This window comes from Ulvibacterium sp., assembly GCF_028285715.1.
Taxonomy (GTDB): Bacteria; Bacteroidota; Bacteroidia; order Flavobacteriales; family Flavobacteriaceae; genus Ulvibacterium.
Genome location: NZ_JANQOO010000028.1, coordinates 14,636 through 39,211, shown reverse-complemented (window position 1 = coordinate 39,211; position 24,576 = coordinate 14,636). Strand labels below are relative to the sequence as shown.

18 protein-coding genes are annotated in these 24,576 nt (G+C 42.1%); 5 read left to right on the top strand and 13 right to left on the bottom strand.

From position 1 onward, the window contains the following. Position 1 precedes the first annotated feature (1 nt). The 13 genes from Q0993_RS17300 to Q0993_RS17240 all read right to left on the bottom strand — a co-directional run bounded on the left by Q0993_RS17300 (position 2) and on the right by Q0993_RS17240 (position 16,733). The gene (locus Q0993_RS17300) at positions 2–1,099 is read right to left on the bottom strand and encodes a hypothetical protein (RefSeq protein WP_299535448.1); all 1,098 of its coding nucleotides are present in this window, start codon (positions 1,097–1,099) and stop codon (positions 2–4) included. A 305-nt stretch (positions 1,100–1,404) separates the two neighbouring features. Beyond that, a complete protein-coding gene (locus Q0993_RS17295; RefSeq protein ID WP_299535445.1) occupies positions 1,405–2,061 on the bottom strand; it encodes a YceI family protein in 657 nt (218 codons plus the stop codon). A gap of 44 nt (positions 2,062–2,105) precedes the next feature. Further along, positions 2,106–3,659, bottom strand: coding sequence for a GMC oxidoreductase (locus tag Q0993_RS17290; RefSeq protein WP_299535443.1), 1,554 nt, complete (start codon positions 3,657–3,659; stop codon positions 2,106–2,108). Further along, entirely contained in the window at positions 3,656–4,249 is a 594-nt protein-coding gene (locus Q0993_RS17285) for a hypothetical protein (RefSeq protein WP_299535441.1), read from the bottom strand. The genes Q0993_RS17290 and Q0993_RS17285 overlap by 4 nt, the downstream gene beginning before the upstream one ends. A 51-nt stretch (positions 4,250–4,300) precedes the next feature. After that, positions 4,301–5,995 (bottom strand): DUF885 family protein, encoded by a 1,695-nt coding sequence (locus Q0993_RS17280; protein WP_299535438.1) that lies wholly within the window; start codon positions 5,993–5,995, stop codon positions 4,301–4,303. A gap of 51 nt (positions 5,996–6,046) precedes the next feature. Next, positions 6,047–6,793 carry an SDR family NAD(P)-dependent oxidoreductase gene (locus Q0993_RS17275; protein ID WP_299535436.1) on the bottom strand — a complete coding sequence of 249 codons (747 nt, stop codon included), beginning with the start codon at positions 6,791–6,793 and terminating at the stop codon, positions 6,047–6,049. A gap of 6 nt (positions 6,794–6,799) precedes the next feature. Beyond that, positions 6,800–7,900, bottom strand: a complete 1,101-nt coding sequence (locus Q0993_RS17270) for a mandelate racemase/muconate lactonizing enzyme family protein (RefSeq protein WP_299535434.1) — start codon at positions 7,898–7,900, stop codon at positions 6,800–6,802. 54 nt (positions 7,901–7,954) lie between these two features. After that, a complete protein-coding gene (locus Q0993_RS17265; protein WP_299535432.1) occupies positions 7,955–8,995 on the bottom strand; it encodes an aldo/keto reductase in 1,041 nt (346 codons plus the stop codon). Between the two features lie 32 nt (positions 8,996–9,027). Then, a complete protein-coding gene (locus Q0993_RS17260) occupies positions 9,028–10,305 on the bottom strand; it encodes a TRAP transporter large permease (protein ID WP_299535430.1) in 1,278 nt (425 codons plus the stop codon). A gap of 1 nt (position 10,306) precedes the next feature. Then, complete coding sequence (locus tag Q0993_RS17255) at positions 10,307–10,816, bottom strand: TRAP transporter small permease (protein ID WP_299535429.1); 510 nt, start codon at positions 10,814–10,816, stop codon at positions 10,307–10,309. Between the two features lie 4 nt (positions 10,817–10,820). After that, positions 10,821–11,717, bottom strand: a complete 897-nt coding sequence (locus Q0993_RS17250; RefSeq protein ID WP_299535427.1) for a TRAP transporter substrate-binding protein — start codon at positions 11,715–11,717, stop codon at positions 10,821–10,823. A gap of 304 nt (positions 11,718–12,021) precedes the next feature. Next, positions 12,022–13,590 carry a hypothetical protein gene (locus Q0993_RS17245; RefSeq protein WP_299535425.1) on the bottom strand — a complete coding sequence of 523 codons (1,569 nt, stop codon included), beginning with the start codon at positions 13,588–13,590 and terminating at the stop codon, positions 12,022–12,024. Positions 13,591–13,613: 23 nt separating this feature from the next. After that, positions 13,614–16,733, bottom strand: coding sequence for a TonB-dependent receptor (locus Q0993_RS17240; RefSeq protein ID WP_299535423.1), 3,120 nt, complete (start codon positions 16,731–16,733; stop codon positions 13,614–13,616). Positions 16,734–17,437: 704 nt separating this feature from the next. On the opposite strand from Q0993_RS17240, the gene Q0993_RS17235 reads away from it, so the two are divergent. Genes Q0993_RS17235 through atzF form a run of 5 tightly spaced genes read left to right on the top strand, consistent with a single transcriptional unit; the run spans position 17,438 to position 24,571 of the window. Next, on the top strand, positions 17,438–17,872 hold the full coding sequence (locus Q0993_RS17235; RefSeq protein ID WP_299535421.1) for a hypothetical protein: 435 nt from the start codon (positions 17,438–17,440) through the stop codon (positions 17,870–17,872). A gap of 5 nt (positions 17,873–17,877) precedes the next feature. Continuing rightward, entirely contained in the window at positions 17,878–18,600 is a 723-nt protein-coding gene (locus tag Q0993_RS17230) for an urea amidolyase associated protein UAAP1 (protein ID WP_299535418.1), read from the top strand. A gap of 7 nt (positions 18,601–18,607) precedes the next feature. Next, positions 18,608–19,234, top strand: a complete 627-nt coding sequence (locus tag Q0993_RS17225; protein ID WP_299535416.1) for an urea amidolyase associated protein UAAP2 — start codon at positions 18,608–18,610, stop codon at positions 19,232–19,234. 7 nt (positions 19,235–19,241) lie between these two features. Further along, the gene (gene uca, locus Q0993_RS17220; protein ID WP_299535414.1) at positions 19,242–22,817 is read left to right on the top strand and encodes an urea carboxylase; all 3,576 of its coding nucleotides are present in this window, start codon (positions 19,242–19,244) and stop codon (positions 22,815–22,817) included. Between the two features lie 2 nt (positions 22,818–22,819). Continuing rightward, positions 22,820–24,571 (top strand): allophanate hydrolase, encoded by a 1,752-nt coding sequence (gene atzF / locus Q0993_RS17215; RefSeq protein ID WP_299535412.1) that lies wholly within the window; start codon positions 22,820–22,822, stop codon positions 24,569–24,571. Positions 24,572–24,576: the final 5 nt, after the last annotated feature.

The window sequence follows — 24,576 nt, the reverse complement described above, 5'->3', positions numbered from 1 at the left end:
TTTATTCTTGAGTCCAGCCCATTTCTACAAAAAATTCTTCTTTGGACGGAAATAAGAATTGAAGGATATCATACAACTCCGGATCTATTTCCTTTAGGTTATCTGGCGTAAGTGCTTTGCCTTCAAAAGAACGATGCCCCATTACCCCATAATAGATATCCAACCCGAAAGCAAGATATTCATCTGGGTAATCCTCAAGAGGAAGACCATCTTGAGGATTGTAAAAACCGCGTTCCACGGCCACTTTTGTAGCAGCCTCTATACGCCTCTGAATTTTTGGATATGCATTCATGATACCACCACGATGTATTTTATGGGTAATCTCCTCAACCGAGGCATCACGGCGAATATTTCTAGGTCCCCCCAATCGCAGATAATCCGGTATAATTTCCTCATCCTCCAAATCCTGTGCATTTAGGCCCAATTCTTCCCAATACATAAAAAACCCAATGGAAGTGTTTCGCTCTTCATAGGTCTTGAAAAGAACCATCGCAGAATTGGACCTTTTTATATGTTGAGCTATTTTACCCCCTTTTTTCCTATCTTTTGACAAAAGTGCATTGGCCACATTTGCCGCATAGTCTATTTTTTCTTTATCAACAGCTTCCGTAGCATAGAACATCAAGCCGCCAACTTCTTTGCGCTGGGTAAAGATGTCCAGTGCGTTTTCCAGTTTGGGCATCTCTGGTTTGGCAATAATAATAAGCACTTGCTCCATAAATCCTTCCTTATTTGTGGCACGGACTTCTGCATAATAATGGGCAGGATTCTTAGAGGGTTGCTTTTTAAGTTTGATTTCTCCTGTTTTGGAATCGATTTCCACTACCTTCGTAGCATCCAATTGACCTTCCTTTAAGTAATTACGGGGGTCGCCACCGGGCACTGGTTTGACCAAAGACCAGATAGTCGGATTGGGGTTTGGCTCTATTAATTCAATTTTTCCAATGACTTCACCCACTTCGGTTTTTTTGGTCACCAAAAAACTATCAAACTCATCGGTTACGATTGGTTTTTGCGCTTGAAGTTCTACAATACCTAAAACAAAGAGTGCCAGTATAAATTTTTTGAAGTCTAGTCGTGAAATATGTTTTTCTTTCATTTTAATGATTTTAAAAAATTATTTTTTTTCATTCATTTCAGGACAATGAAGTAGCACTTGCGAATGATCATTCTATCCATTCACTGCTAGGTAGATGCCTTAATCGTTGAAGTCGCAGCTGCTATTCTGGGAAAAAACGTACCCAGACCAAAAATGGAAATATTAGCATATGGTTTGTCTAAATGAATTAGGTTTTACAATATGTTAGTAATGATGAAATTCAACCTCGCCTGGTCGTCAATCTAAATACGCGAAAGGGAACCTTATTTGATTCATCCTTAACTTTAGGGGGCGCAGGAACCCATTTATTTCAATAATCCTTTAACATCCAAAGTAATTTCTATCTCATCCTTTATGAATTCGTCCTTTAAATCTTTAAAGAATGTACCGGATTCATAAATAATACCCCATTCGGTACGATCTATAAAAAATGGTGCGCTGGTCAAGGTGGCCTTATTTCCTTCAATAAGCACGTCAACTGGAAACGTTATGGATTTTGTAACCTCTTTTAGGGTCAAATTCCCTTTCAGGGTAGTTCCGTTTCCGTCCGTCGATACAGAAACGATATCAAACTGGCCTTTTGGAAATTTATCTACCTCAAAAAAGTCCTCGTTCTTTAAGTGCTCTACCAAATCTCCGTTCTCTTCTAAATCTTTCAAATCGAGAACCGCAATGGAATTAATATCAATCTCAAAACTTCCAGATTTTAGAATCCCATTTTCAAAACCCATTTTTCCGCTGGAAAATTTGATTGTTCCATTATGACCGTCAACGGGCGTGGAACCTACCCATGCAATATGGCTATCGGTGGTATCGATAACATAGGTTTTATAGGAATCTTGGTGTTCCAGTACTGCCTCGGCATCGGAGGCCTTTACGCCCTTCTTGTCATTTTTACAAAAAACCCCGAAAAAAATAAGGAGTGCCATTCCTAGATATAAACTGAGTTTTGTTTTTTTCATATGTCTCATTCTCGTTTTTTAGTATTAATAGTGTTCATTCATTCCTAAGCACCACCTTTTGTTGTTTCTCCCAAAATATGTTCTGCCAAACGTACGGCAAGAGCTGAAACCGTAAGGGTAGGATTTGCTGCTGCAATGCTTGGAAAAACCGCATTAGAGCAGACATAGAGGTTATCCGTACCGTGCACTTGAAGGTTGATGTCAACTACACCATCTGTATCTGATTTGCTCATACGGCAGGTGCCGGACGCATGCGCCCCATCGGGATCCATCGTCTCGGACTCGATGCTATCTTCCTCTACACCAGCTTGTTTTAATAAGTCTTTAAAGGTCTCCACATGCCCCTGCCTAGCCTTTATATTTACCTCGGGAACAATAAAATCCAATTTGGTGGTGGGCAAGCCCAGTTTGTTCTTTCCACTTCCCAATTGTACACGGTTTACAGGATCCTCAAAACTTTCCATTTCACCACCTGCAGAAATTGCCATACCGCCTTTCAGTGTTTTTTCGATATCTATACGTGATGTATTTGAAAGAATCCCTCTTTCAACAGGGAGGTTGGCGCCAATACGTGGGGCAAACCACATCTTACCTGTCGGTTGATATCGAGGGGAATCGAAATGTCGACTTAACAAGGAAGTAAAGCCCAGTTCTGGATAAAACATATCCGGATTTCCTTTTTTCACACCGGCCGCAAACATCACGGGATGCCCCATAAGGTGCCTACCCAAATGATCCGAATGGTTTCCGACACCATTTTTCCAATCGGTATTGGCGGAAACCAACAAAAGTTTCGCCGATTCAATAGTACCGCTCGCAATTACCACGATATCAGCCTCCTCAAATTTTTTTTCTTGTTTTTTTAAATCAACAAAATCTACCCCTGCAGTCCTTTTCTTGGAGTCCATGACCAATTTTACTACCGGTGATTCGGTTTTGAGGGTCAGTTTATCCTTGTGCTCCTTTTGCAGTTGTGATATATCATATAATGCATTATATCTGGCATTCATTGGGCAATAATCACATGTTCCCGTGGTGACGCACCTATTGGCATTTCGGGCCAAGGCTGCATGGCCATATGAAATGCCCATATCCTCCAATATTCCCATCAGCATTTTGTCGCCTACGGTAAAAGGTGCCGGGGCAAAGGGAAATCTATCCCCAAAGCGTGGCGGGTCGTTGTTTTCTGAATCTCCTGTAATTCCCAAAAGAGTTTCGGCCATGGTATAGTACGGTGCTAAATCCTCATATGATATTGGCCAATCGGATCCATAACCGGTTCTGGATTTCAAATGAAAATCTTCGGGCTTAAAACGGGGGGTTAGACCTCCCCAATGGTTGGTCGTGCCTCCTTTCATAAAAAGACGAGCCCCAATTACAGGCATATGTTCATTGCCCACTTCATACCCTTCTTCATCAATAAAGGGGTCGTATATGTTATTTTCGCTGGTAATATGATCTAGCCATATACGTCTATTACCCGGCTCAAAACCTGGTCCTGCCTCAAACATAACAATCTCGTATCTTCCTTTGGACAAAAGCTCTCGTGCCAGTATGGTGCCAGCTACGCCAGAACCTATAATGATTACTTTTTTCATGACGTCCTCATTTTTCTATAGCTTTCATCGGACAGGTACGATCCTCCAAAAAAACCATTGTAATTCCATAATCCAAACGATTTAAAAGAACCCGAAATGGGTACAAAATGTTTTATCAATTCTTCAAATACAAACTTTCTGGCCCTTCCAAGTTGAGTACTTTCAAAATTGGGTTCTGAAAACTCGATAAAAAGCAAAGTAGCCCATGTTTCGACCAGATTATTATTAGCTTTCATCAACATATCAATTAAGCTAATGGCATTTCTGTATTCCGATAGGTAACTTGGTTCAATGGTAGTCTTCAATTGAAGATCCTGTCTCAAAATATTACGATAATCTTCCATGTTACACCCCAATTGCCAGACTTCGTTTACATAATTGATCAATGAAGCCAAAGTATCAAACTCCTTCTCCGTCAGTTCTCCGATTAATTTTGGATTGATTGGAAAACCAGAATCACCAACGGGTTTAAGGAATTGTTCTGGTTTATTCCCAGACAAATCCACACAACCTATGGGAAGCATTGCCAAGGCACTCGCGGCAAGCCCCATTTTAATCAACTCTCTACGATTGATGCTAAAATCATCCATGTCCGTTGGTTGTATTTTGGTAAATCAGTTTGGTTACCGGCAAGGTTGGTTTTAACTTTTTGATATTGCCCTTATCTCTGAATCGTCTCCCAACATTTGCCATCTGATCAAAGGCATAGGGATGATTCCATAGGATAAAACGTCATCAATAAATTCCTTGACCTTGAAATCTTCCCCTTTCATTACCGCATAGTCCCTAAACATCTTCATGAAGTAGGCCTTACCCGTAACTACATTGTTATGGAACCCACCTGGATTACGTAAATTGGATTGCATTTCGAAAAAAACTACACCTTCATCTGGCCTGGTCCAGCCACGTGGCGTAATATCGGCGCATAATTGTCTTGCCTCGGCCAGATTGATTTCATTGGCATGCATTTTCATATCTGGTACGGAAAGACTCATGTGCGAAGCCATCATGATATATACCATTTCTCGTCCTTTTCGTGGTCTCCCATCTAAAAATCCGGCCTGCATCAAACATTCTTCCATCCATACGGCCCAGCCCTCTAATCTCATTGAACCCATGTTAAAGCGTGGAGCTCCCATAACTTGTTGTACGGGACTCACCTTAAGACGTTCTTGTCTTTGATCATCCAACATATGGCCAACATATTCGTGATTTTCACCTGGAAGAATCTCACGTTGTCTATACTTTAAATCAACATTGGAGTTTTCAGGGAGAAATTCCTTGTTTACATCATCGTTTGGATTATCACTTAATTCGGAAAGCTCCCCTGCAGAACCACGCCCGCCCCAATAGTAATCCCGTGGATTTGCCCAATCCTCTATGGTCATTATCTCATTTTCGTCCAACCATTTGATCGCAAAGTGCAACGCATCTCGTAAACTTTTGTTGTAGGCACGTTGGGTCATGGCTACCTCCAAGGGTGGAAGATCCCTGTTGCGTTGCTCCTCCAGCTTCAAAAAGGTAATGGCTCGGTCGTATTCCCGTTGGATAATGGTGTTGCTCTCTTCCCAACCCCAAGGTGAGAGTTGCACTTTGTGGTTCCACCAAGAGAAAGCCTCTTTCCCTGATCCGGCCGGCCGGGTCATCTTGTGTTTATTGGCAAGTATCCACTGCCTGTAGTCTTCAATAGCTTTACTTGCTTCTTTCGCCAGCTTGTCCAATTTTTTATTCCCGCTGAACATTTCCTCGCCCATCCCATTAAAAAACTGGACTTCCTCCTTCAAGTTTCGTATCGCGAACTCCGCAAAATCTCCTGAAGCATCGCTTAGGTTCGTTCTTGCCTGCTCCAATACTTTGGGAACTATTTTTAGCCCATTCTCTATCTGTTTTTTTTGTTGTTTGGACAAAGGGCCTTCAAAATCAAAGAAAACAGGCATAATGCCTTCCAAGTTCATTGATGAGCCGGCATCTCCGCTACCAAAGAAAGAATAAAACCCTGGATCGTGCTTCCATGGTTTGTACTTGTTAAGGTGGAAATCGACCGCATTCATTTCAGCCCAGACCAGATAGTAATCTGCTTGTTTTGCTATGGTCCAACCTGTTGTATCAATTGCTGACATTTGCTCTCGATATTGCTTAAATTCTATGGCTTTTTTATCCATGGCGGCATCAGAATAGTCTGGAATTCCGTCATCCGTCAATGCAGGTTTTTGAAATTCCCTAAACGATTTGAAGAATTCTACCAACTGGTCATATGAAGTATTGGATTGTGCATTGGCCAAGAAACCTCCTGCCATAAGTACGACGATTATTAGTTTGTTTGCTTTATTATTCATTTTCATCCTTTTTAGTAGTTCATTTGATTATAGGAAGCCCATTGATTTCATTTAATGCATATACTGCCCACCATTGGCAAAGAAGCTGGAACCTGTAGAAAATTTGGCCCCAACAATACAATCCACCATGTGGGTAATATCATCATACTCGCCCAACCTGCCCATGGGCATGGTGGCCAATTCTTTTGAAAGACCTTCTTCGTCTTCCAAATTATAGCGTTCTATTACTTCCCGGGTCCTTACAGCATTGGGCACCAAACAATTGACCCGTATTCTTGGGGCGAGCTCCAAGGCCATTGCCTTGGTAAGTGCGAATATTCCTCCTTTGGCGGCACAGAAATTGACCCCATTTTTTCGGGCTATCAAACCCGCAGCTGCACCGAGGTTAATAATCAGCCCCTCTCTTTCCGTGTTATGGAAGACATACTCCTGACCACATATAAAATGGCCTTTTAGGTGCACATCCACTACCGCATCCCATAGTTCATCGGTCATTTCCAAAAATGTGGTATCCCTATTGATTCCTGCACAGTTGATTAGAATATCTACCCTTCCGAATTTTTCAATAGTAGCGTCAAACATGGCTTTTACTTGCTGACGGTCCGAAGCGTTGGCTTTGTACTTCATCACTTTATCTTCACCAACATTTTCTGCTATTTCCTTTCGTAAAGTTTCAGCTTCATCTTCCACGATGTAGTTAATGACCACACCAAAGCCCTTTTTAGAAAAGTGACGAATTAAACAGGCTCCTAGGCCACTTGATGAGCCGGTTATCAATACTACGCGTTCTTCGTTCATGCTTTTTTATTTGATTCTGTATTCTTCCAAGGCACCTTCATCTATTTCAATACCAAAGCCGGGTCCCTCAGGGACTTCCAAACAACCATCCACAACCTTTAGGGGTTGTTTTAGAATAGTTCCATCAACTTGGGTAAGCTCTGTAAATTCACTTGCAATGGGATGTACCCGCATAGATGCTGCAATATGTATTTTAGCCACTGCGGATATTCCCGGTTCCAATTCCGTACCGGCGATACAAGGTAAGCCTAGGGCCTCGGCTGTAGCCTCCACTTTTTTGCCCAGATGTAGTCCACATGTTTTGGCAATTTTTAAGTTAAGAAGGTCAGCCGCGCCATAATCGTAGATTTTAACGGCATCCTGGGGTGTCCATATACTCTCATCGGCCATTACGGGAATTCCGATTTTGTTTCTAATATGGGCCATCCCTTTTAAATCCCAGGTGGGTATAGGTTGTTCCAGTAGTTGTAAGTGACAATCTTCAACGGCCCGCATTACCCTAATCGAACCGATGGTATCCCAAGCAGCGTTGGGATCCAAACGTAATTCCACATCATCACCAACTGCAGCTCTCACAGTTTTAATCCGATCTACATCCAACTTCATATCATCGGACCCTTTTATTTTGATTACTTTGATTCCTTCTTTGAGTACCCTTAAGGCGTTATCGGCCATGGCTTGTGGGGTATTGATTCCGATTTCTGAACCCACGGGGACTTTGTCCCTAAATTTTCCACCTAACAATTTGTATACAGGAATATCCAGAATCTTTCCCACCAAATCGTGAAGTGCTAAATCAATCCCTTCTTTTACACAAGTAATCCTTGCCAAGTTTTGGTCGAGAATCATCATGATTTTTCCAATATCGAAGGGGTCCTTACCGATAATCTTGGGCGCAGCATAATTTAAAATAGTGGATTCAATAGACTCCCGAGTCTCACCATAAAACTCAGGTTCCCACGCGCAAGCCTCACCAATACCTATATGTCCTGAATCTGTATGGATCTTGATCAAAACGGCGTCTGATCTTGTAAAACTTGTGTAGGCATCGGCAAAACCTTTTACAGGGATTCCGTAAACAATAGTTTCTATTTTGGTTATTTTCATTTGTTGAGTTTTTCGATTTCCGAATGCTGGGAGAATTAAAATGTATTCGATAACTTAGAAGTCCACTTTGCCAATCATCCAATCCGCCGTATTATGAAAATTGGCCACCGTACTTCCGGGAGGGACTAGGGCATCACAAGCCGCCCTGGTTTCATCATCCAATGCCATATCCAGCAACGGTAACAAAGGTTCTAGTTGTTCCGGAGTGCGGGGACCGATAAGCGGAGCCGTAATGCCGGGCTGATCCTTACTCCATAAAACGGCTAATTGTGCCGGTGTCAAATCGATTCCTTGCGCTATTTTAGAAAATTCGATTCCAACTTCAATCCCTTTTTTGGTAACCCTGTCCGCATAGAAACCGCCACGTAAGGCAGCCCTAGAACCCTTTGGGAATTTCTCGGGATCACTATAACGGCCAGCTAATACCCCCATGGCCATTGGTGCCCATGTAATAATACCTACACCATACTTTTGACAAACAGGCACCAATTCATTCTCTATACGGCGATCCAATAAATTATAGGGGGGTTGTTCCGATACAAAACGTACGTAATTTTTCATCTCACTTATTAAAATGGACTCTACCACCGCCCATGCAGGATGAGTCGAACAACCTATATACCTCACCTTACCTGCAGTGACCAGGTCATCCAATGCCCTTAAGATCTCATCCATAGGAATATTGGGTGACTGTCGGTGCAATTGGTACAGGTCTATATAATCGGTCTTTAGACGTCTTAACGAGTTTTCACAGGCCCTGATGATGTTCAATCTTGTATGGCCGTGTTGGTTGGGACCCAAGGCAGGGTCATACTCATCCAAAGTAAAACCAGGCCTGCGTTGACCATGATCTACCTTTGTTCCGATGATTACCTGATTTCTCCTTCCTGAATTCTTTAGTATCTTTCCAATTATCTTTTCTCCTTCTCCATCGGCATACACATCACCGGTGTCTACCATGTTGATACCGGCATCCAAGGCGGTTAGCAATATTTTTTCACATACATCCGCCGGTGAGGGATCCATAAAATTATCCGTTCCCAAAACCAGGGGAGAAACGTGCACACCAGTACGTCCGAGAGTTCTGTATTCCATTCTGTTTATTTTCTATTTATATAATTGATTAGTTAAAATCCCAAGTATTTTGGCAATGTCAAGGTTATTTCCGGCACAAATGTTATTATCATTAATGTGAAAATCAGAATGAACAAAAAGGGCAACAAGGGTTTCATTACTTTTTCTATTGGTACGTCGTTTATTCCACAAGCTACAAAGAGACAAATGCCCATCGGCGGTGATATCATACCAATTCCCACGTTCGCGGCTATCATGATTCCCAAGTGCATGGGGTCCACACCCAAAACCACTCCAACTGGCACGAGTATAGGCAATAGCACAATAATCGGAGGAAGCGCATCCATCACCATTCCCAATATCAAGAATATGATGTGCACCAACAATAAGAAGGCGATAGGACTTTCTGCATAGGTTGTAATCCAATCTGCCATTACATGTGGAATTCGCTCAAAAGTAAGTACAAAAGAGAACATTGAGGCCGTGCCCAAAACCAATAAGACCACTCCAGTAAGCAGACAAGTATCTAACAAGATTTTAGGCAGATTATCTGCCCTAAGTGTCTTATAGACAAAAGCTGATACAACTAAACCATAAACCACGGCTACCGATGCGGCTTCCGTGGCAGTGAAAATCCCGCCGTAAATTCCCCCCAATATGATGACTACCATTAAAATGGGCAAAAAGCCTCCTTTTAAAACATTCAACTTTTCCTTTAAGGGCATTTTTTCTGCCAAGGGAAGTTTCATCTTTCTTGCAAAGTAATAGGCCAACACCATAATGGCCACGCCATTGAAAACTGCCGGCACTATACCAGCAGCAAAAAGTCCTCCAATGGAGATATTGGCGATTACTCCTATAATAATCAAATCGATTGCTGGGGGTACTAAAGTTGAAACGCCTCCTGCCGCACTCAATAATGCTGTGGCAAAGGCGGGTGGGTACTTCATCCGTTTCATGCCTGGGAGTGCAACCGAACCAATAGCCGCAGTATTTGCACTTGGTGATCCTGAAATTCCCGACATCAACATTGTTGAAGTAATCACCACCAGTCCCAATCCTCCATGAATTCGACCCACAAAAACCATCGCCATGTCCACGATTCGCTTTGCAAGCCCTCCCTGTGCCATAAGCTGGCCCGCCAAAACAAATAAAGGAATGGCTATTAAAGGAAATGAATCAAAACCGGACAGGAACTTTTGAGGTAACATGATTAATACATCGTTAGGAAGCATGAGCATGGCGACCATTGCAGCAATACCCAAAGCCAATCCTACGGGAACAGCAGCAAGCAATAGAACAATCAATATCATCAATACGACCCACCACATATTATTTGTCCCGTTTTTTGGTCAGCGTCCAATTGTCCTTTTCTTTTAGCCAGTTCCTTACAACATAGTACAACATGATTGCACCTGCAAAGACCGAGGATGAATAGGGAATCCCCATCGAAAGTCCGGTTCCCGGTCCATAATGATCCGAGGAACTAATTGTGTATTCAACTGCCTTCCAGGTAAAAATTATCAAAAAGATTACCGTAATAAATGACACAAAGCTGGATATATACCATTGTATTTTCTTGTTAAAGCGATCAACTACAAACATTAGGGCAAAATGGGATTTTGTTTTGAAGGCATAACCGATGGAAAGTGCTGCTACCCACATAAAAAGAAAGGTCGCCAATTCTTCCGTCCAACCAAGGGGAAGTCTAAAAAAGCGAAACAACACCTGCAAAAAGGTGGTGATAACAATTCCAAGTAATAAGAGACAAAGTCCCAGCTCCAAGGGATGCTTCCAAATGGTTTTGCCATTAATTTCATTAGGTAATCTCCCGGTTTTCATACAGCTATTGATTTATTACTTGATTGATCAAATCCATTCCCCCAACCTTTTCGGCATATTTCTCATGGAGTTTTTGTGCCAATTCTTGAAATGGTCTTTTGTCTACCTCATTGAAGACAATCCCTTTTTTCTCCAATTCCAATTTTGATTCCTCGGTCTTTTGCTGCATAGCTTTTCGCTGTACGGCAACCGACAACCGACCCGCTTCCAAAATGGCCTGCTGCACTTTTAATGGTGCCCTATCAAACTGTTTTTTGCTATATATAAGAGCCACTGCGGGGAACAGGTGTTCCGTATTGGAAACATATTTGGTGACCTCGTAAAACTTCATGTCCAAAATATCCGTATTGTCACATTCCGCTCCGTTGATGACCTTGGTCTGTACTGCGGAGTACAACTCACTAAACGCCATACTGGTTGCCTGGGCTCCAAATGCGTTAAAACCATCCAATATTATGGAACTGCCGATAACACGAATTTTCAATCCTTCTAAATCTCTTGGTTTGGTTATAGGACGTTCTTTGTTCCAGATATTTCTTACACCCGCAAACCACCAACCTAAAACAATACAGTCCAGTTTATTCTCAATTTTCATTGCAATTTCATTGCCTACTGGACCATCTACTACCTTATAAAAATGCGCCGCATCCCTAAAAAGGAATGGAATATTGAACAAATCCGCCTCTGGGACAAAAGATCCCATGGCCCCTATATTTGCAGGAGTCGAAGCGATTACGCCAAGTTTAACCATTTCAATGGCCTCTTTTTCCTTTGCGATTTGGCTGGCGGGAAAAATTTGAAAGTCTATTTCTAAATCGCTTTCTTTCTTAATATGTTCCGCCATGGCATTATATCCATCTTGAAAAGAGTGTTTTTCGCCGGCATTATGTGAATTTTTCATTACAATAAGCCTAGACTTTTCCATCCCGCAAGAACCCACTAAAAGTAAAATGGCCATTAACAATAGGAAATGGCATAGAAAGTTTCCATTTGGTATCAATAATACCTTATTCATATTATATAATTAAACTCTAGGCCCATAAAAATAAAACAGGGTCTTGGTTTAAATCTTAAATTAACACACCTCCTAGCTTGCAATAAAACAAATCTAAACTTAACTCATCATCACTAATTTTTTAAACAAACTAGGATGGTGTGCAAATAATTATATTATGGACTTCCGCCCATACAATCTAGCTAATTCCTCAATTTGGCACATTAGGGTTATTATCAGTCTCAATCAAAGGAATTGGCATATAGTTTTTATAAATATTGCCTCCTTCCAAGTGCCATAAATCAAATCTGCTTTGATCTACGATTCGGGTTCCCTTCAAGAATAATGTTTTATCCCTTTCTTCAATTAGGAGGCCCAAAGCTCCCGTATAATTCGTAGTTGCGGACAAAGGTGCTTTTACCGCAATACCATTGGCACTGGCCCCTCCCAAGGGGTTGTCATAAGCCAACATTTCAGCCTCAGTATAGGCATCCAACCCATGGAAGGTACGTACATTGTTTATATGTACCAATCCTGTTGCGTTATCGTTTTCACGAATGGCTACCTCTGCCAAAATTAACTCCATTTCTCTCCAATCTATAATGTAGAATGGGCTATCGGCGTCTGTATAAATATCCTGTGTAATATTGGCCCCCGTGTCGTATTGTTCCCAGGCTGTTCCTGTACCTATGCTGGAAACATCGGCAGTAGTAATCAGTTTTTCCCATAATGGCAAACGTTCATTCTGGTTGGCTATATCACTCCTTGGGTTGGACGTACCGGAATTTCCTGGTTCTCCCTCTCCGGATTCCAAACCCCTCAACGAATAAGATACTACGCCATCATCCAAATCTTCTTGGGTCAATTCAGAAATGATTTCCCCTTCGTTTCGATCGTCGATCACATATTGCAAGAATCTTGGATGAGGACTAAAAATAAAAACGTCATCATTATTGGTCCTTCCCGACTGCAACCACATCTGATTAGGAAAAACAATACTATGTTCAATGGAAAAGGCCTCATCGCCTTGTTGCAATCCCTGCTCAGCAGCTGATTTGGCATTCGAATAATCTCCATCAAAAAGGTGGGTACGCGCAATCAATGACCACATCAACTTTTCAGGGTTTGGAATATTTGATGGGCTATAATTGTTGGCTTCACTAAATTTTTCACGTGCCAAAGCTCTGAGTTCGGTGGCAGAGAAAAACTGACCCACCTCACCGTTGGCCAACTGTTCAACGGTGGTAATGGGTGCCCCAGGGGTATCTCCCACAGTGGCATTTGCACCCCAATGGTCAGCTAAGTACATACGGGTTAGACCACCAATGAAATTACCCCACCATAGTGCATTCTCTCTAATACTCTCGTCCTGAAAACCACCGTTTGCACCAACAAGGCCAACTTTTTCAACCAAATCATCCGCAAAAAACCTAAGTTGATGGTACCTTACCCAATCGTCAGCATAAAAGGCAAGGTTACCCGGTAAATCCTGAATGAATGAAATGTGATCCGGTGCCGTACCGAAAGCGCCCAAAATCATTTCATCCGAATAGCCGGCCACCCTCCATAACATACGCTCAACACCTTCCCCTTGTTCTCCGGTATTACCTACAGTACCTTGGAGGCCTGTTAATAATAGCCCTATACTTCCTTCGTTGAGCACTTGCTCGTCATCGACCTCATTAATCAGGGGATCTATATCTTGTACATAATTATCGCACGAAAATTGGCATAAAGCAATTGCAATGCTTAAATACAGTATGAATTTTATTTTTTTCATGATTTTTATTTTTGACAATTATGTTAGAATTTAACCGATAGGAATGTTGTTAAGGTTCTACTGGGGGGTAACTGGCCCGATTGAACTCCAGTCGAAGGGTTACTGGTAAAAGCCCCGGCATTCGACTCTGGATCCGTTCCGGAATATCCGGATATCCACCGTTCTATGTTTTGTCCATCCAAGGTCTGTACAGTATGCCTACTGGCCTTTCTGGACAACCATGTATATACATTTGAAGCGGCTATACCCAAGGTGAGCCCTTTGATAAGCTTGGAATTGCTAATTAAATCCCTAAAATCATAGCTTAGGCTTACTTCCCTCAACTTAAGGAAATTACCTTTTTGTATACCATTGGCATCGTTAAAGGGTGACATGGAGGCAAATTGATCCGCAGCATCAATATAAGCTTGGGTACCAGGTGTTAAGACGGCCTCCCCTGTATTGAAATCGCCATATCCCAATTTTTGGTATAGCCTATTGAATTCAGGATAATTGGTGCCGAGTCCATTAAAAAAATCGGTATCCAGACCGAAAAATATCTGGTCTATGGTCTGCTCGTTATAGACTACAAAACCTGTCTTGGCTTCCAACAAAGCATAGAAATTGAAGTTACCAATACTTATGTTTGTCGCTAAACTGGTAATATACTCCGGATTGTTGACCCCAATAAATACAGGGCCGTCACTATTAACAAAATCGTATAGCTCTCCTGCCGGAACTACCTCTCCAAAATTAGGCAGATAATCAATATTCTGAACATTTGTACCATCCGAGAATAAAGCACCAATGGTTACATTGTTTACATAGGCTCCTCTAGGCAATCCAGTTCTAAATACTTGGGTTCCTCCTCCAGGCCCACCTTGTATTTGTCCATCAAAACCTAAATCCGTAACCTCATTTTCTTGGTATGCTCCTAAAAAGGTGAAACTGGCTCTCCATCCTCCTAGCGCCTTTCCTGCAAAACTTGCGTTCAAAGATAATTCAACCCCCGATCCTTGAACACTACCTACATTAACAAATGAAGGGTATTCATATAGCCCGGATGAGGGTACTTCGGGTCTAGGCACTAAAGACTTGGTAGCCTTATTATTATAGTATGTAAGCTCTAAACCAAAGTTCCCTACCTCTGCTTCCAAACCTACTTCAAATTGTTTTGACCTTTCAGGTTCCAATAAAGGATTACCCACGGAAGACAAATTTAAACCTACCCCATATTGAGATGCACCGGGGGAATACAGAAAAGGTATACCAGCTGTTAGATTAGGCAGTGTACCCGATTCTCCGTAAGCAAATCTTGTTTTGAGGAATGAAAAGAAATCCGGTGTAAAATCGAACTTGTCCCATCTAACCACAAAACTCGCAGCTGGGTAGGTAATGCTAGGTGCCAGATTACCCAAAACACTTGAATAATCTCTTCGAATCATAAGTGTTGTAAAAAACTTTTCGTCAAATGACAACTCGTTGGAAGCAAAAATACCTGCAGATTTTGCATGAAAACCATTCTCGGTTGGGGGAAATATAGTCGCAGCGGAATTCAAGGTAGCAAAGCCGGACAATAGATCTTGGCCGACTACTAGACTTCTGCGGCTTCGCTCACTAAAAATCTGGGATCCGACTTGAGCTGACCCGGAAAATTTGCCAAAACTATAATTAAACGCCAAGTTGTTCGTAAAAGTGAAGTCGGTAGACTTCTCATTGGAAACCCAAATCTCTCCAGGAACTTCCAACCCTTCTATGGCCTCAGAGGTGCGCCTTTGCACATAAACACTATTCTCCCGCCTATCGGTCACACCCACGGTAAAATTAGCCGATAAGCCAGATAATAAACCATCACTATCCGCAAATGGGCTATATTTTCCCTGAAGCGAAGCGACAAAATTCGATACATTATTATCATCCGATGAGGTTCTGAAAAAAGCGGGCCTAATCGGGTCAAATTCCGGATCATAATTAGCAGGGTTAAAACTTAAATATCCGAATTCTCCATCACCCCGACCTCTTTGCGGCAATAAGATGTCAGTACTACTGTACTGTGCGCTTGATTTTAAATTGATTTTATTGGATGGGGTAAAGTCAAAATTTAATCGGGTACTGGTTTGCCTCATCTCATTATCAGGGGTCATTCCGTCTTCTTGGTTCCTATCCAAAGAGAAGAAAGAACGAAAAATCTCGTTACCCGCAGAAACGTTAACACTATTCTTAAAAATTGCTCCCGTCCTAAATACATTGTCCCTTAAAAACTCGTTACTAACATATGAATCATCATCCAATGTATTTCCGACCTCATGAAATCCCAAGGTACCTCTATAATTCACTTCCCATCCTGAAGCGTTTCCTCTTTTGGTCGTAATCAAGATAACTCCGTTGGCCGCTCCGGTACCGTAGGTCGCCGAACCAGCGGGGCCCTTAATGACCTCCACGTTGGCTATATCCTCTGGATTTAAGCCCACTAAGGAAGATATTCCACCTGAACCTCTCGGGTCTACACCTGGCGCACCACCACCAGCACCGGCCGAAGTGGAATTATCCATTCGTACGCCATCGATAAAAATAAGGGGTTGCCCATTACCATTTATACCACCACCAGAACGCACCACAAAACGGGTACCTGAACCAAAACCGCCTCCTGATTTTTGAAGTGAGACCCCAGCGATTTTACCGGACAGTAGGTCATCGACCCCATTATATGCGGACTTGTCCACCAACTCATCGGCATTAATCCGTTGCACCGCAATACCGGCAACGGCCTTGGATGTCTTGGAAGCCACCCCGGTTACCACTACCTCGTCCATCTGCAAAAGGTCTACTTCCAAATCGAAATTCAAGGTAGCAGATCCCGAAATCTCAATTTCCAAAGTAAGATTCTTGTACCCTATAAAACTGCATATTGCAGAATAGGTTCCATCGGGAATATCAGATATTATATAATTTCCATCAAAATCAGTTACTCCGTAATACGTATTACCTTCTAAGGATACAGTAGCACCTACAAGAGGTATTCCACTATCCTTGTCCATCACCTTTCCACTTAGCTGCGCATTGGAAAGATGTACATAAAGCAACATTAAGATTGTTGCCCAAACAGTTCGCAAAAACTGATCTTCAAAAGCCTTCTTGAGAAAAGGGATTTTTAGTCGTTTCATAAAATTCAGTTTTAGTTAGTTATTCTTTCATTGCGAACAAACTGCAGCTCTTTATAAAGCTATCACCTTGTTTCCAACACTAATGGCCATTATCAGCTATTAATATAATAGCATGCTGAAAAAGGGATAGCCAGCGCAGCTTCAAATCAGAAAAATTAAACTCGGATTTCAAATAAACTCGTTCCAAAAAAGATCCTTAGATTTTTAATTTCCTCCGATGTTCGAGATAAAAGTATTACTTTTTCCAATATTTTTCATACTTTTATTGTCGAACATATGGAATTTTTAATAAAAAAAGGTTTTGATTTTAAAATAAATAACAAATTGATTGTTTAGGAATGTTTTTTTTATCAATTTAACAATATTAACATTTTTATTTCAATGAAGACTTTGTCATTAACGGTCGTTTTTTCAAAAGATTTAGAGCGTATGTTCGTACAAATTATCATGTATAAAGATTCATTTAACCTTTAAAATAAATGTTGCACCAACACTGTTATCGGATTTCTATAGTTGATTCCCATTACTATGGATTCATGCGTGCCTTTGTCGATGTTTTGAAAAAATTCTGGCCCGTTGCATTACCTCACAAATCTTGGACAAAGAAAGAGACTGTATATGGCACCATTGTTTTGCCCAAACCACTATATTTGATTCTTGGACTGATAGCAAAGTCTTACTTTCTAGAGACAAAAAACGCATTCATGAAAGGAGTAGAAAGAATCACCATTTCCATCCAGGACAAAGTATTTCGGCAGTTGGAAAAACTGATGAAAAGCGGCAAATGGAAAAAAAGGTCGCAAGTAATTAGCCATCTAATACAAAAGGCCTACGACGAAATGCAATCCCATAAAGGCAATATGGTTATGGCCGGTTCCCTCACCCTTTTCTATAGAGAGTCCCAACGGGAAATTCACGAGACCGTCGCAACTATTCAACGAGAGAACATCAATGAAATTATTAGTAGCAATAGGGTTTTACTAGAGGATGGGTATGTTATGGAAATACTGGTTGTACAAGGCCATGTTAAAAAGCTTTTTCTGATTAAGCAGAATTTCATAACCATCAAGGGAGTAGAAGTAGGAAAACTGGCACTTACCAGTTCCATTCTCCCTCCTGTAGAACCTAAAAAACCCTAACACTTATGAATAATTTTAATGAGGAATCTTTACTGTTTGAAGAAACTATTCCAGGCGGTTGGAATTTTAGTCATATCCTAAAGCGAGGTACTAGCATTAGGATTACGGACCTCGATGGCGGGGCCAACGTATCTGCATTATTTTACAATCGGGAAAATTTTCATGAACGCTATAATATGGCAGATACCTTAAAGGCCCAATACACTTCATATTTGACCAAAGGGCATGCCCTTTACTCTGACATGGGTCGTATTCTGGTGTCGATAATCGAGGATACTTACGGATGGCATGATACGATAACTGCTTGCAGTACGCCAGAGACCAATTTGAAAAAATACGGGGATAAAAAGTACCAAGAGTATAGAAATGCCTATCACCGTGACGCTCACACCAGCCTCCTAACCGAAATTTCCAAATATGGCATGAGACTTAATGATATGCATTCCATGGTGAATTTTTTCACCCGAATCAACATTGATAACGAAGGTTTCCTAAGTTATGACCAAAAGAATACAGCCGGAAGCTACATCGACCTACAGGCCGAGATGGACACCTTGGTAGTCCTGAACAGCTGTCCTCATCCCTTGAATCCCATGCCGGAATATGATCCCAAGACCATCAAGATTTCCATTTGGAAATCGGAGTGCCCGCCTGAGGAAAATCCGGTTTACCGCTCTAGGGAAGAAAATAAACGAGGCTTTATAAATACCATAAACTATCATAAATAAATCAAATATGAGTATAACAACTACACAATCCATATATAGAAAAGTCATTTTAGCGGGTGATTACTGGTCCCATGTAATTAAAAAAGGACAGAATTTCACTATTGTAGATCTTGAAGGCAACCAAGCTGCGGACACCATGTTCTACAATGCCAAGGATACCCTTGAGCGCTATAGTGCACAAGACACTATAAGACACCAAAACAATGTTTACCTCACCATAGGCAGTGAACTGATTTCCAATTTGGGCAACGTTCTTCTTACAATAACCGAAGATACCTGTGGTCGGCACGACACCCTTGGTGGTGCCTGTGCCGCCGAAAGCAATTCGGTGCGTTATCCTTTGGACAAAAGACACATGCATAATTGCAGGGATAACTTTATGGCAGCATTAAGGGAATTCGACGTTTCCTTGGGCAAAAACAATCTGAACAGCAATATTAATTTCTTCATGAATGTGCCCATATCCCCTGATGGGAAGTCCACTTTTTCAGATGGAATTTCGGCCCCTGGGAAATATGTACAATTAAAAGCCGAGATGGATGTGTTATGTATAATAAGTAATTGTCCACAGCTAAACAATCCTTGTAACGCTTACAATCCTACACCAATAGAAGTTATTATCTCGGAGCCTTGATTTACCTATGATGCAGAGAATTCTTATTGCTAACCGTGGGGAAATAGCTGTACGTATAATCGGTACCCTAAAAAAAATGGGGAAAGTGGCTGTGGCTATTTATAATGAGGCAGACACAAATACCGCCCACATGCTTGAGGCTGATGAAGCCCATTTTATAGGTTCCGGAACGGTTTCCGAAACCTACCTGAACATTGAGCGGATATTGGAGGTTGTGCAAAAATACCGTATCGATGGGGTGCATCCGGGCTACGGACTACTCAGTGAAAATACTGTTTTTGCCAACTCCCTGGAAAAAATAGGTGTGACCTTTATTGGCCCCACCTCAGATCAAATCCAGGCTTTTGGACTAAAACACGAGGCTCGAAAAATAGCTCTTAAAAGCGATTTGCCCATTCTTAAAGGTACGCCCTTGCTTTCTTCATTGACCGAAGCGGAAATCGCAGCCAAAAGACTAGGCTTTCCCGTTATTTTAAAAAGTACTGGAGGGGGAGGCGGCATTGGCATGCACATATGCTACTCGCTCCAAACATTGAAAGAGGCATTCCATTCCACCATATCCCTTGCCCAAAAGAACTTTTCCAATGGAGGGGTATTCCTAGAAAAATTCTTGGTCAAGGCAAGACATGTAGAAGTGCAAATTTTTGGGGATGGCGAAGGCGGCGGCCTTGTCTTGGGGGATAGGGACTGCTCTATTCAGAGGCGTTCCCAAAAAATTATAGAGGAGACCCCCGCACCGAACATACCAAATGAAATAAGGGAAAAGCTGTACCAAGGTGCCAAAAACCTAATGAAGCTTATAAAGTATAGAAGTGCCGGTACTATCGAATTTTTATACGATGAGTTCGATCTGCAATTTTATTTTCTGGAGGTAAATACGCGTTTACAAGTTGAACATACGATTACCGAGGAAGTATTCGGTATAGATATCGTAGAGGCCATGATACTGTTACAGGAAGGCCGTTTTGTGTTTCCGGAAAACCTATCTCCCACTGGGGCTGCAATGCAGTTTAGATTATACGCCGAAGACCCCTACAAAAACTACATGCCAGCTACCGGGAAAATAACCAAAATAGGTTTTCCTGAAACGGCACGAATCGACGGTTGGGTCCGAGAAGGGTCTGAAGTTTCCCCATTCTTCGACCCGTTGCTGGCCAAAATAATCATTAAGGCAAAAAACCGGGAAGAGTGTGTGAAGAGAGCCGCAGCAGTTTTAGCCTCATCCAAGGTGGAAGGTGTTGAGACCAATCTGGAATTCCTTACGAGTATCGCCCAAAGTGAAGAGTTCGCTTCAGGTAGAATATCCACCAAATTCCTGGACGATTTTCAATACCGGAGCAATGCCTTGGATATTTTGGACGGAGGAACTTTCACTACCATTCAGGACTATCCGGGAAGACTCGGCTATTGGATGGTCGGCATCCCTCCATCGGGGCCTATGGATAATCGCTCATTTAGGATCGGAAATGTGCTTCTTGGCAATCCTGAAAATACTGCCGGATTGGAGATTACTCTTGTGGGACCGCGTATACAATTTAGAAGAACCACTACTTTTACCATAACAGGAGCCCGAATTGGAGCCACCTTAGGGGATAAGACCATCTTAAATTATACCGTTTATACAGCTCAAAAGGGTGATATACTGTCTCTTGGAAAAATTACGGATGCTGGCCAACGAAGTTACCTTCTATTTGGCGGTGGATTGGACGTTTCAGAATATTTGGGAAGCAAGTCTACGTTTTCCTTGGGCGTTATGGGAGGTCATAATGGAAGAGTTTTAAAGGTAGGGGATGTAATACACCTCAACGAATATCATGGCCAGGCTATGGCATCCCGATTAGTTTTTCCTAAGATTCCCGAGGACATTACCCTAGACCTTATGTATGGTCCCCATGGGGCACCCGATTTTTTTACGGAAGCGTATCTTCAGAAGTTCCTTGATGCCGAATGGAGCATCCATTTTAATTCCTCCCGTACCGGTGTAAGATTGTTAGGACCTTCCCCTGAGTGGACAAGGGACGACGGAGGGGAAGCTGGTCTACACCCCTCCAATATCCATGACAATGCCTATGCCGTTGGCACCATAGATTTTACAGGTGATACACCCATAATATTAGGGCCTGATGGCCCAAGCTTGGGCGGGTTTGTTTGCCCCTTTACCATCATAAAGGCGGACTTGTGGAAAGTAGGACAGCTATCATCCAAATCCAAAATCAGATTTAACCTCGTTTCGTACGAGCAGGCCTTGGCAAAAGAGAAGGCGGAAGAACTTTTTATAAAGAACCTAGGAAAAAAAATACCACAAAGCGCAGGTATCCATTTGAAAGACGCGACACCTATCCTGGACCAGTTTTTTTATAAGGAAAATCAAGTTATCGTACGTCAGTCCGGAGATGACAACCTGTTGATAGAAATCGGGGCCCTTGAGTTAAATCTGGAGTTGAGATTGATTATCCACAAGATTTTTGAGGCCTTTCGCAATGAAGGCCTAAAAGGTGTCATTGATTTGACTCCCGGGGTACGCTCCTTACAAATTCATTTTGATGCCAATCTCTTGGATCGTAGCGTATTACTGGAAAAAACAGCACAAATTCTTACCGGACTAGAACATAGCAGGGATATTTCGGTGCCCTCTAGAATTGTACATCTACCCTTAAGCTGGAACGACCCCCAGGCCAAACTGGCTATGGAAAAGTACCATACCACTGTCCGTTCCGATGCGCCCTGGTCCCCGGACAATATTGAGTTTATTCGCAGAATCAACGGCCTTGGTTCCATACAAGAAGTGCAGGATACTATCTTGGGTGCCAACTATCTGGTCATAGGTTTGGGCGACGTATATCTAGGAGCCCCAATTGCGACCCCTCTAGATCCAAGAAAACGCCTTGTGACCACAAAGTATAATCCTGCCAGAACCTGGACCCCAGAAAATGCCGTTGGGATAGGGGGCGCATATCTTTGCATTTATGGCATGGAAGGCCCTGGAGGGTATCAGTTGTTCGGCAGAACCCTGCAAATGTGGAACACCTACCCAAAAGGAATTCATTTTACGAATGAAAAACCCTTCCTACTTCGTTTCTTTGATCAAATAAAGTTCTATTTAGTATCGGCCGAAGAACTGTTACAAATCCGCAGGGATTTTCCACAAGGTAGATATCCACTAAAGATAGAAGAGACTACTTTTAGCCTTTCCGATTACAAAAAGTTCCTCAGCGAAAACCAAGCAAGCATTGAATCATTTCAACGCAGACAAAAGGAAGCCTTTGAAATGGAAAAGGAAGAATGGATACGCTCGGGCAAGCTAACCTTTAGCCAAGAGGAAAACATGGCCGAAGACTCAGCCAGCATAGAAATCCCAGAAGGTTCAGAGGGTATTTCATCCCCGTTTTCCGCGGTTGTATGGAAACTATTAGTAAAAGAAGGCGACACCATTGAACTTGAACAGCCCATTGCTATATTGGAAAGCATGAAAATGGAAATGAATATCTTAAGTACCGCTAGCGGCAAAGTAACCGATGTTTGTACAGAAGAGGGCAAGGAAATACATTCAGGGGACTACTTATTTATCATTAAAACCGCTTAGATATGACTATCAAGGAAATACAGGGTCTCTTGTTGAATGATTTCGAGGTTTTTAAAAACACCCTATTAACCAACCAAGAGGATATCTTATCTCGTTTTGAAGAGGAACACGTTTTTATAAGTGCGCTTTCCCTAGAAAACCTCCAAAAAAAATTAGACAACATCAAAGGATTATCCTTAGAGGGACACCCACTTCTAGGAGTTCCCTTCGTGGTAAAGGACAATATAGATGTAGACGGGTTCAATACAACCGCAGGCTGCTTGGCTTACTCCTATACCCCAAAAGAGTCTGCATTTGCGGTGAAGCAATTGGAACAAGCCGGTGCTATTTGTATTGGCAAGGGTAATATGGACCAATTTGCCACAGGGTTAGTAGGTATACGCTCCCCATACGGCACAGCCACAAATAGCTTTAATAAAGATTATATTCCAGGGGGATCGAGCTCAGGTTCCGCAAGTGCCGTAGCCTCCGGTTACGCTCCTTTTTCATTGGGGACGGACACCGCTGGTTCGGGACGTGTCCCGGCGGCCTTCCAGAATCTAATAGGCCTAAAACCCACAAAAGGTACCGTATCAAACGTTGGGGTGGTTCCCGCTTGTAAATCCCAGGATTGCATTACCATATTCGCCAATGTATTGGAGGATGCGGCGAAAGTACTTCGCCTTATGGCCGTTTATGACATCAATGATCCCTATAGTCGAAAGTACTACAATGGATCAGAGATTGTTCCCCTTAAAACGATAGCTGTCCCAAGAGAGGATAATCTGTCATTTTTCGGGAACCATAGCTATGAAAGAGCGTATAGCAATTTTATTGAAGGGCTTAAGCAAAAAGGCTATGAAGTAAAGACCATTGATTTCTCGCCCATGTTAAATGCGGCAAAGCTATTATATGATGGCCCTTGGGTAGCGGAAAGGTACCATGCTGTTGGCGCTTTTATCGAAAAAAATTTGGAACATGTGGATAAAACCGTGGGCAGTATTATCCTTAATGGAAAGAATCCATCGGCAATCGATTATTTTGAAGCGGAATACAACCTTGCCCGATTCAAAAAAGAATTTGAGAAATACGCAGCACTTTATAAGAGTTTTATCATGCCCACAACTGGAACGATTTATACCAAGACTGAAGTTCAAGAAAACCCTGTCGCACTAAACTCCAACCTGGGGTACTACACAAACTTTATGAACCTTTTGGATTGTTCGGCCATAGCACTTCCGGTAAGTATTGAGGAAGGCAACCTACCCTTCGGCATAACACTGTTTAGTGTGGCATTCCAAGATGAACATCTGTTAAACCTGGCAAACACCCTTTGCCAAGACAAGCTCTTAAATCTTTCTGACAATTCCGTGGACTACATAGATTTGGCAGTTTGTGGGGCACATAAAAAAGGCGGGGCACTTAACTATCAATTGACAGAAATAGGTGCGGTCTTTAAGACTACCTCCTTTACGCTTTCCGAGTATCGTTTCTTTGCCTTGGAACACATGGAACCACCTAGACCAGGTCTGATAAGAGATCCGGATAACGGAGGTAAAATTGAAGTAGAAATTTGGAAGGTTCCAAGCACAAAATTGGGTGGGTTTATACATCAAGTAGGAGCTCCATTAAGTTTTGGTAAGGTTCTTTTGGAGAATGGCGAGTCCGTGACCTCTTTTTTATCGGAGAGCTATGCGCTCTCAGACGCTGTTGAAATAACTCGCTTACAGTCTTGGGAGAATTACCTAATCCAAAAGGAAAGGAATAAATCCTAAAATTT

Coding starts and splice junctions, on each gene's coding strand:
- Q0993_RS17295 (WP_299535445.1), bottom strand. CDS start 2,061: ATGAAAAAAACAAAACTCAGTTTATATCTAGGAATGGCACTCCTTATT.
- Q0993_RS17250 (WP_299535427.1), bottom strand. CDS start 11,717: ATGAAAAATTCACATAATGCCGGCGAAAAACACTCTTTTCAAGATGGA.
- Q0993_RS17280 (WP_299535438.1), bottom strand. CDS start 5,995: ATGAATAATAAAGCAAACAAACTAATAATCGTCGTACTTATGGCAGGA.
- Q0993_RS17235 (WP_299535421.1), top strand. CDS start 17,438: ATGAAAGGAGTAGAAAGAATCACCATTTCCATCCAGGACAAAGTATTT.
- uca (WP_299535414.1), top strand. CDS start 19,242: ATGATGCAGAGAATTCTTATTGCTAACCGTGGGGAAATAGCTGTACGT.
- Q0993_RS17270 (WP_299535434.1), bottom strand. CDS start 7,900: ATGAAAATAACCAAAATAGAAACTATTGTTTACGGAATCCCTGTAAAA.
- Q0993_RS17225 (WP_299535416.1), top strand. CDS start 18,608: ATGAGTATAACAACTACACAATCCATATATAGAAAAGTCATTTTAGCG.
- Q0993_RS17240 (WP_299535423.1), bottom strand. CDS start 16,733: ATGAAACGACTAAAAATCCCTTTTCTCAAGAAGGCTTTTGAAGATCAG.
- atzF (WP_299535412.1), top strand. CDS start 22,820: ATGACTATCAAGGAAATACAGGGTCTCTTGTTGAATGATTTCGAGGTT.
- Q0993_RS17275 (WP_299535436.1), bottom strand. CDS start 6,793: ATGAACGAAGAACGCGTAGTATTGATAACCGGCTCATCAAGTGGCCTA.
- Q0993_RS17285 (WP_299535441.1), bottom strand. CDS start 4,249: ATGGATGATTTTAGCATCAATCGTAGAGAGTTGATTAAAATGGGGCTT.
- Q0993_RS17230 (WP_299535418.1), top strand. CDS start 17,878: ATGAATAATTTTAATGAGGAATCTTTACTGTTTGAAGAAACTATTCCA.
- Q0993_RS17245 (WP_299535425.1), bottom strand. CDS start 13,590: ATGAAAAAAATAAAATTCATACTGTATTTAAGCATTGCAATTGCTTTA.
- Q0993_RS17265 (WP_299535432.1), bottom strand. CDS start 8,995: ATGGAATACAGAACTCTCGGACGTACTGGTGTGCACGTTTCTCCCCTG.
- Q0993_RS17255 (WP_299535429.1), bottom strand. CDS start 10,816: ATGAAAACCGGGAGATTACCTAATGAAATTAATGGCAAAACCATTTGG.
- Q0993_RS17290 (WP_299535443.1), bottom strand. CDS start 3,659: ATGAAAAAAGTAATCATTATAGGTTCTGGCGTAGCTGGCACCATACTG.
- Q0993_RS17260 (WP_299535430.1), bottom strand. CDS start 10,305: ATGTGGTGGGTCGTATTGATGATATTGATTGTTCTATTGCTTGCTGCT.
- Q0993_RS17300 (WP_299535448.1), bottom strand. CDS start 1,099: ATGAAAGAAAAACATATTTCACGACTAGACTTCAAAAAATTTATACTG.